Source organism: Rahnella sp. AN3-3W3 (assembly GCF_003263545.1).
Lineage (GTDB): Bacteria > Pseudomonadota > Gammaproteobacteria > Enterobacterales > Enterobacteriaceae > Rahnella > Rahnella variigena.
Genome location: NZ_JYDG01000021.1, coordinates 19,835 through 27,905 on the forward strand (window position 1 = coordinate 19,835; position 8,071 = coordinate 27,905).

Here is an 8,071-nt window from a genome sequence, read left to right on the forward strand (position 1 = left end):
AAAAATGCGTCTCTCTCCTCTTTTTCTCTCTTTAACTCTGGCATGCAGCCAATACGCAGCCGCTGCACAATCCACATCTGCACCGGCACCAATGCAGGAGCACGTTATGAATCACGCCATCAACGCAGATAATCCGTTTCTGAAACCCAGCCCGCTGGAATATCAGGCGCCACAATTTAATCTCTATAAAGACAGCGATTACGAGCCGGCCATTCTGGAAGGCATTCGCCAGAAACTGGCTGAGGTCGATAAAATCGCTAATGATACAGCGCCGCCTACTTTTGAAAATACTTATGTGGCGCTGGAAAAATCCGGCGTCATGCTGCAGCGCGTACAAAATGTTTTTGGCGCGATGACCGGCGCAAATACCAACGACACGCTGCAAAAAATCGACGAAGACACGTCGCCAAAACTGGCGGCGATGGATGACAGTATCCATCTCAATAGCAAACTGTTTGCGCGGCTGAAAGCGGTGTATGACCAGCGTAGCAGCCTGAAAGTTTCTCCGGAATCACAGCGCCTGATTGACGTGACGTTTAAAGATTTCGAGCTGGCAGGTGCCAATCTTTCTGATGCCGATAAAGACAAACTCAAGGCGCTGAACCAGCAGGCCGCGACGCTCAGCACGCAGTTCACTAACAAGTTGCTGGCCGCGACCAAAGCGGGCGGCCTGACGGTGAAAGATAAAGCGCAGCTTTCCGGGCTAAGTGATGCTGAGTTATCGGCTGCCGCGCAGGCCGCCAAAGACCGCAAGCTGGACAACGCCTGGCTACTGGTGCTGCAAAACACCACGCAGCAGCCGTTATTACAGTCGCTGGATGACCGTGACACGCGCAAAGCGCTGTATGAAGCTTCCATTAATCGCGCTGAAAAAGGCGATGCCAACGACACGCGTACACTGATAGCTAAGCTGGCAAAAGTCCGCGCGGAGCAGGCTCAGGTGCTGGGTTTCCCGAGCTATGCCGCGTGGAAGCTGGAAGATCAGATGGCGAAAACGCCGCAAGCCGCACTGGATTTCATGCACAAAATTGTGCCAGCCGCGACCGCCCGCGCGCAGCGTGAGGCGCAGGATATTCAGGCAGAAATCGATAAACAGAAGGGGGGCTTTAAAGTGGCTGCCTGGGACTGGCAGCACTATGCGCAGCGGGTGCGCAAAGAGAAATATGATCTGGACGACGCGCAGATCAAGCCGTATTTCGAGTTGAATAACGTGCTTGAGAACGGGGTGTTTTATGCCGCTAACGTACTGTACGGCATCACGTTTAAAGAGCGCAAAGACCTGCCGGTATACAACCCCGACGTGCGGGTTTTCGAGGTGTTCGATAAAGACGGTAAATCGATGGCGCTCTTCTATGCCGATTATTATCAGCGTGATAATAAAGGCGGCGGCGCGTGGATGAGCAATTACGTCGATCAGTCGAAATTACTGGGTAATAAGCCGGTGATTTATAACGTGGCGAACTTCCAGAAACCGGCGGCAGGGCAACCGGCATTGCTGTCGTGGGACGATGTCATCACCTTGTTCCACGAGTTTGGTCACACGCTGCACGGTTTGTTTGCCGATCAGGAATACCCGAGCCTTTCCGGTACCGCGACACCGCGTGATTTTGTCGAATTCCCGTCGCAGTTTAACGAGCACTGGGCGAGCGACCCGAAAGTGTTTACTCACTTCGCTAAACATTATCAGACTGGCGAAGTGATGCCGCAGGCCTTGCAGGACAAAATCGAAAAGGCCAGTAAGTTCAACAAAGGGTATGACATGACCGAGTTGCTGGCCGCGGCGCTGCTGGATATGCACTGGCACAGTCTGAGCGCAGACGCACCGCAGCAGGACGTCGATAAGTTCGAAGCGGAGTCACTGGCGAAAGATAAAGTGAATCTGGCGTATGTGCCGCCGCGTTACCGTTCCAGCTATTTCCAGCACATTTGGGGTAATGGCTATGCGGCCGGATATTACGCCTATCTGTGGACCGAAATGCTGGCCGACGATGCCTTTGCCGGTATCACTGAACAGGGCGGGCTGACGCGGGAGAATGGTCAGAAATTCCGCGACCAGATCCTCTCACGTGGTAACAGCGAAGACCTCGAAAAGCTCTACGAAACCTGGCGTGGCAAAGCGCCGTCGATTGAGCCGATGCTGAAAAACCGCGGTCTGGAAGAGTAAAAGCAGCCGTGCCCGGTATCACGCCGGGCACGTATTATCTTGTCGTAAGTAGTGAACGGAAAAAGGTAAAATCAACGCCCGAAAAACGTCGCTACCCCTGCTCAAATTCCCCTATGCTTTTCCCCATGTCTCCGGTCTGCGAGTGAAATCATGTTGTTCGATTTGCCTGACGATGATGTTCTTTATGCTGCGCTGATTGCCCGTGATCCTGCTTACGATGGCTTTGCCTTTGTCGGCGTGAAAAGCACCGGTATTTTCTGCCGGCTGACCTGTCCCGCGCGTAAACCCAAACGTGAAAATACCGTATTTTATCCGTCGATGGTCAGCGCGATGGAAGCAGGATTCCGGCCGTGTAAACGCTGCCGGCCGCTCATGCAGGGCGGCGAAAAAGACCCGCTGGTGCTGAAATTACTGGCCGCGCTGGAAAATGAGCCGGACAGAAAATGGAGCGAGGGCGATGTGCAGGCGATGAATGTCGATCCTTCCACGGTCCGCCGCGCCTTTAAACGGCAGTTTGGCATCACCTTTCTGGAAATGGCGCGTTTGCGGCGGGTAGGTAAAGGTGTCGATGCGCTTATTCACGGTGAGGCCGTGATTGAGGCGCAACTGGACGCCAGCTTTGGATCCGGTAGCGGATTTCGTGCAGCGATCACCCGACAAATCGGCAGTAATCCCAGTCAGGCGAGAAAGCATCAGTTTCTGAAAGCAGACTGGCTGGATACGCCCATCGGTTCAATGCTGGCAATTGCCAGTCGCGAGGCGCTGTATCTGCTGGAGTTTATTGACCGTCCGGCATTGCCGAATGAAATTGAGCGGCTGAAGCAGCTCACATCCTCTGAAATTATTTTTGGACGAACGCCACTGGTTGATCAGGTTGAACAGGAGCTGACGGCCTATTTCGCGGGTGAAACACACACATTCGCCACGCCGCTGGCAGAGTTCGGCTCGTTATTTACCCGTAAAGTCTGGGATGCGCTCAGAGACATTCCTGCAGGTGAGCTGCGCAGTTATTCCGCGCTGGCGGCAGATATCGGGCAGGCAACGGCGTCCCGCGCGGTAGCACGTGCCAACGGTGCTAACCAGATTTCAATTCTGATCCCTTGTCATCGCGTAATCGGTGCCGACGGTTCGCTGACCGGTTACGGCGGCGGATTATGGCGCAAGCGATGGCTGATTGAACACGAACGAAGAATGGCGCTAAGCCGCTAAACGAGGAGCAGGGTATGAGTCAGCAAAGTCAGGCAGTGGCATTAGCTTCACCAGAAATATAATCCGGTCGTTTTATACAACATCTGGGATGCGGGCAGCGCGCTGGCCGTGGCGCAGGCGGGGGCAAAAGCCATCGCCACCGGAAGCTGGTCGTGTGCGGCGGCGCAGGGATATCAAGATGGCGAAGCCATGCCTTTTTCCAGCCTGTTACACACGGTGCAACGTATTGCCTCAGTTATTAGTTTGCCGCTGACGGTGGATTTCGAAACCGGTTATGGTGCAGCCCGCCGCGACAACCTGAGCGCGCTTTTGCAGGCCGGTGTGGTGGGGATTAATGTTGAGGATCAGCAACTGGGATTATCCGCGCTGAACGGAGTACGAGAACAATGCGAGATTTTAAACTCTCTTCGTCAGGAGGCGGCGTCTCAGGGAATTGCGCTATTTATCAATGCCCAAACCGATGTCTTTTTGCAGCAGCCTGACGCCAAGCAACATCCGGCGCTGATGGCCGAAGTCAAAAAACGGCTGACTGCTTATCAGAATGCGGGTGCCAGCGGGTTTTTTGTTCCAGGTCTGAGTGACGTTGGATTGATTGCCGAACTTTGCGATGTCTCAGCATTGCCGGTGAATATTATGGCCAGCGGCCTGACGCCGCCGCTGGCTGAACTCACTGCGGCGGGTATCAGTCGGTTGAGCTACGGCCCTTATCCTTATGTCGGACTGATGGAAACCCTTAAACAACAGGCGCGCGCGCTGTATTAGCCGCCAGCCGGTGCCCCATCCAGAAGAACACCAGGCCGCCCACCGAGGCGGCGATCAGCGCGACAAACATCACCGGCGGGGCGGCGTAACTGAGCAGAAAACCGCACATCACCGGGTTTATCGCGCCGCCGAGATTGCTCAGATTCTGCATCCCGTAATAACTGCCTTTCATGTTTTCCGGCGCAATAAAGTCGATAAACATGTATTCCACCGGAATAACGATCAGCTCGCCGAAGCTGAAAATCGCCATGGCGATCACCCAGAACAGTACGGATTGTCCGGCAGTCATAAAGCCAATCAGGCCGATGATGAAGAAAATTGTGCCAAGCAGCAGCCATTTCAGCAGGGTATTTTGCTTCATCCGGCTGCTTAATACGTACTGGAAAGCGATAACAATCACGGCGTTGGTGATCATCACTGCGCCGATAATCTTGTAGGCAAAGGTCGCGTCCGACACCAGGATCAGATACTGCGACAGATAACCGGCGAACTGCCCGAACACTATCGACCCCAGCGTACTGCCCAGCGTGAAGTAAATCAGGCGGCGGTCGTGCGCGAGAATGCTCAGTGTCTGGCGCAGATTGGGTTTGGGCAGCGGTTTTTGTTCAGGCGTGGTCTGCGGCGGTTTATGCGGAATATTGCGCAATCCCCAGGTCAGGGAAGTCACGGTGCCCAGTGCCAGCACGCCGGAAATCACGAACGGCAGCATCGGGCTGAAACCCGCCAGCCAGACGCCCAGCGATGATCCCACCGCCCAGCCGACGTTCACCAGCGTGTAGTTCATCGAAAAGGCTTTCACCCGTTTTTCCACCGGCAACCAGCTGGCGATACAGGCTTTAAGCGTGATGCTGAGCAGAGCATATGAAGCATTCAGCAGCGCCAGAACCAGCAGAACGCCGGTCACATTGGGCAGAAACGGCAGCAGTAAAAAGCTCAGACCAAACAGACTGACGGAAACGGTGATCAGCGTCCGGTGATTGAATTTATCCACCAGATAACCGCCGTACAGACTGCTGAGAATGCCGATCGCCAGACTGGCTCCGAGAATAATCCCGACGCTTTTCGGCAACAGATGATAGTGCTCAGTCAGATAAATCGTGATAAACGGCAGTGTGACGCCTCGTCCGATAGTGAGTACTAACGAACTGGCTAACAGCGCGAGAATTAACGGCGGCATTCCCTTCATGTTAAACGGCATTCCCTGAGTAACGGCAACATTTTCGTTACATCATAAAGGAGTCTGCGCAGTATTTTTCATTACAAAAAAGAGGGATTTAAGAGAGTTGCGCGGCGCTACCCGCGCGGGTGGGGATTTCGCTTATGACTTCTGCGGTGCCACGCCGTGGAACAGCAAAAGGGCGACATGTTTACGCAGCATATCGGGAGAAATCGGCGACGCGCCTTCCTGACGCATTTTCATTGAGGCCATCGGGAACAGCGTCAGGCCGAACAGGGAAATAAACAGTAATGCCGGGTTCAGATCCGGGTTCAGTTTTCCTTCGGCCTGCCAGCGGGTGATGCATTCATGCACGATTTTGCGGTTCTTGTCGCCGTTGCGTTCTTCCATGCGTTTTTTCAGCATGCCGCTTTCGCTGATGACTTCGCGCACCCACAGCGGCGCCACCCACGGATATTTTTCTGCCGCATCAATCATGCACTGCGCCATGTGGGTGATCGCCATCAGCGGATCGTCGGCGTGTGTTTCAAAAATGTCGGTAAATCCTGCACGCACCGGCTGAAAACGTTCGTCGATCATCACGTCCAGAAGCTGTTCGCGGGTCCTGAAATAGTAATGGAGCATGGCGGTAGTGACGCCCGCTTCTTTGGCGATCATGCTCAGCGGCGTTTCAGCGATGCCGTATTGGGCAAACAGTTTCAGAGCCGCGTCCAGCAGCAGTTCACGCTTATCTGCTCCGGATTTTGCACTGCGCGGACGGCCCGGACGACGCGCGGTTGTCGTCTCCGGTTTTTGATCCTTTTGTGCGGATCTCGCCGTTTCTGAGATTTTTCTGTCTGCCATAAGGGGGGTGATCCATTGACCAGATTAATTTGATGCTTCAATATTAATTATACAGTTAATTAATTACAAGTCAGGATGTCATTCATGACGACAATAAATTCGGCACAGAGCGAAGTCACGAAGGAGAAGCCTTCAATAAAGCTGCTGTTCTCCGCGCTGATGCTGGTGATGCTGTTGGCCGCACTCGACCAGACGATTGTGTCTACCGCGTTGCCGACTATCGTCAGCGAGCTCGGCGGCCTGGATCAGCTCTCGTGGGTGGTGACGTCTTATCTGCTGGCCTCCACGATTGTGGTGCCGCTATACGGTAAGTTTGGTGATCTGCTCGGACGCAAAATCGTGCTGCAAACGGCGATCATTGTGTTCCTGCTCGGTTCGGTATTGTGCGGACTGGCGCAAAACATGACGCAGCTGATCCTGATGCGCGCCCTGCAAGGGCTGGGCGGTGGCGGATTGATGGTGGTCAGTATGGCGGCGGTCGGTGATGTCATTCCGCCATCAGAACGCGGAAAATATCAGGGGCTGTTCGGCGGCGTATTTGGTCTGGCGACGGTGATCGGGCCGCTGATCGGTGGTTTTCTGGTGGAGCATATTTCGTGGCGCTGGATTTTCTACATCAACCTGCCGCTGGGGATTTTTGCCCTGCTGGTGATTGGCGTGGCGCTGAAATCGCAAAGCGCGCGCATCCGCCATGAAATCGATTTTCTCGGCGCGGGTTATCTCGCGGCGGCGCTGACCTGCATCATATTGTTCACCAGCGAAGGCGGCACGGTGTATCAGTGGTCGGATCCGCAGCTGTGGTGCATTCTGGCGTTCGGTATCGTGACGCTTGGCGGCTTTATTTACGAAGAGACGCTGGCGGCAGAGCCAATCATTCCGCTGGGTCTGTTCCGCGACCGCACCTTCCTGCTGAGCTGCGCAATCAGCTTTATTATCGGCATGTCGCTGATGGGCTCGATGACTTTCCTGCCGCTGTATCTGCAGGTGGTGAAAGGGTCGTCGCCGTCGGGAGCAGGGATGCAGCTGTTGCCGCTGATGGGCGCATTGTTGTTCAGTTCGATAGTCAGCGGGCGTCTGATCAGCCGTATTGGCCGTTATCGTATTTTCCCGATTATCGGTACGTTACTGAGTTTCGCCGGCATGGTGCTGCTGGGCTTTCTGAAAGTCAGTACGCCGGTACATATGCTGTATCTCTATATCGGCGTGCTCGGTTTCGGTCTGGGGATGGTGATGCAGGTGCTGGTGCTGGCGGTGCAGAACTCGGTTTCGATGAAACAAATGGGCGTGGCGACCTCCGGTGTGACGCTGTTCCGCTCGATTGGGGGGTCTATCGGCGTGGCGATGTTTGGCGCGATTTTCACCCACGTTCTGCGTGATCAACTGGTGGCGCTGATCCCCGAAGGCACGGTGCTTCCGCGCTCACTCAGCGCGCAGGCAGTACAAGAATTACCGACCGCCATACGCGATGATTATTTGCAGGCGTTTGGCTCGGCGCTGCACTCGGTATATCTGATTGCGGCCTGCGTCATGGTGCTGGCGTTTGTGTTGTCGCTGCTGCAAAAAGATGCGGTGCTGAAGAAATAACCGGCTGTAATCCCCGTGATTTGCACTAAGCTTTCCCCTTTACGGCGTTGAAATGGCATGGAAACCAGCAACGCCGACAGGGAAATCATAAAGGGGATCGCTATGCTGTTTCGCCGTTTCGAGCGAATGATCGACATCTTCCGTGAGGCACCGGCTGCTGAGCCGCCGGATCAGGTTTTGCCTTTCTATCTTTATTATCTGCGCCAGGTCTGGCCGAGTTTTGCGATTTTGCTGGTGGTGGGGCTGGTCTGTGCGCTGATTGAAGTCTCGCTGTTCAGCTATCTCAGTCAGATTATCGATCTGACCAAAGACACTCCGCCGGGCAGTTTTTT

Annotated in this window: 6 protein-coding genes and 1 pseudogene; 5 read left to right on the plus strand and 2 right to left on the minus strand. The window is 54.6% G+C overall.

Translation table 11 applies throughout. The features are described from left to right. The first annotated feature begins 4 nt into the window (after positions 1–4). The 3 genes from dcp (at position 5) to UC15_RS08360 (ending at position 4,135) form a co-directional block, all read left to right on the plus strand. Entirely contained in the window at positions 5–2,164 is a 2,160-nt protein-coding gene (dcp, locus tag UC15_RS08350; RefSeq protein ID WP_112288030.1) for a peptidyl-dipeptidase Dcp, read from the plus strand. 150 nt (positions 2,165–2,314) lie between these two features. Then, complete coding sequence (locus UC15_RS08355; RefSeq protein WP_112288031.1) at positions 2,315–3,373, plus strand: bifunctional transcriptional activator/DNA repair enzyme AdaA; 1,059 nt, start codon at positions 2,315–2,317, stop codon at positions 3,371–3,373. Positions 3,374–3,475: 102 nt separating this feature from the next. Further along, a complete protein-coding gene (locus UC15_RS08360) occupies positions 3,476–4,135 on the plus strand; it encodes an isocitrate lyase/phosphoenolpyruvate mutase family protein (RefSeq protein WP_305000163.1) in 660 nt (219 codons plus the stop codon). Here UC15_RS08360 and UC15_RS08365 read toward each other — a convergent pair. Further along, positions 4,107–5,321, minus strand: coding sequence for an MFS transporter (locus UC15_RS08365; protein WP_112288035.1), 1,215 nt, complete (start codon positions 5,319–5,321; stop codon positions 4,107–4,109). The two genes, UC15_RS08360 and UC15_RS08365, sit on opposite strands and share 29 nt — an antisense overlap. Positions 5,322–5,453: 132 nt before the next feature. After that, a complete protein-coding gene (locus tag UC15_RS08370) occupies positions 5,454–6,155 on the minus strand; it encodes a TetR/AcrR family transcriptional regulator (RefSeq protein ID WP_112288033.1) in 702 nt (233 codons plus the stop codon). Between the two features lie 84 nt (positions 6,156–6,239). Here UC15_RS08370 and UC15_RS08375 point away from each other — a divergent pair, with 84 nt between their 5' ends. Together UC15_RS08375 and UC15_RS08380 are read left to right on the plus strand one after the other, a co-directional pair. Further along, a complete protein-coding gene (locus tag UC15_RS08375) occupies positions 6,240–7,739 on the plus strand; it encodes an MDR family MFS transporter (RefSeq protein ID WP_112288034.1) in 1,500 nt (499 codons plus the stop codon). A 102-nt stretch (positions 7,740–7,841) separates the two neighbouring features. Further along, positions 7,842–8,071 (plus strand): annotated as a pseudogene (locus UC15_RS08380) (multidrug ABC transporter ATP-binding protein); the annotation flags it as partial.

Coding starts and splice junctions, on each gene's coding strand:
- dcp (WP_112288030.1), top strand. CDS start 5: ATGCGTCTCTCTCCTCTTTTTCTCTCTTTAACTCTGGCATGCAGCCAA.
- UC15_RS08355 (WP_112288031.1), top strand. CDS start 2,315: ATGTTGTTCGATTTGCCTGACGATGATGTTCTTTATGCTGCGCTGATT.
- UC15_RS08365 (WP_112288035.1), bottom strand. CDS start 5,321: ATGAAGGGAATGCCGCCGTTAATTCTCGCGCTGTTAGCCAGTTCGTTA.
- UC15_RS08370 (WP_112288033.1), bottom strand. CDS start 6,155: ATGGCAGACAGAAAAATCTCAGAAACGGCGAGATCCGCACAAAAGGAT.
- UC15_RS08375 (WP_112288034.1), top strand. CDS start 6,240: ATGACGACAATAAATTCGGCACAGAGCGAAGTCACGAAGGAGAAGCCT.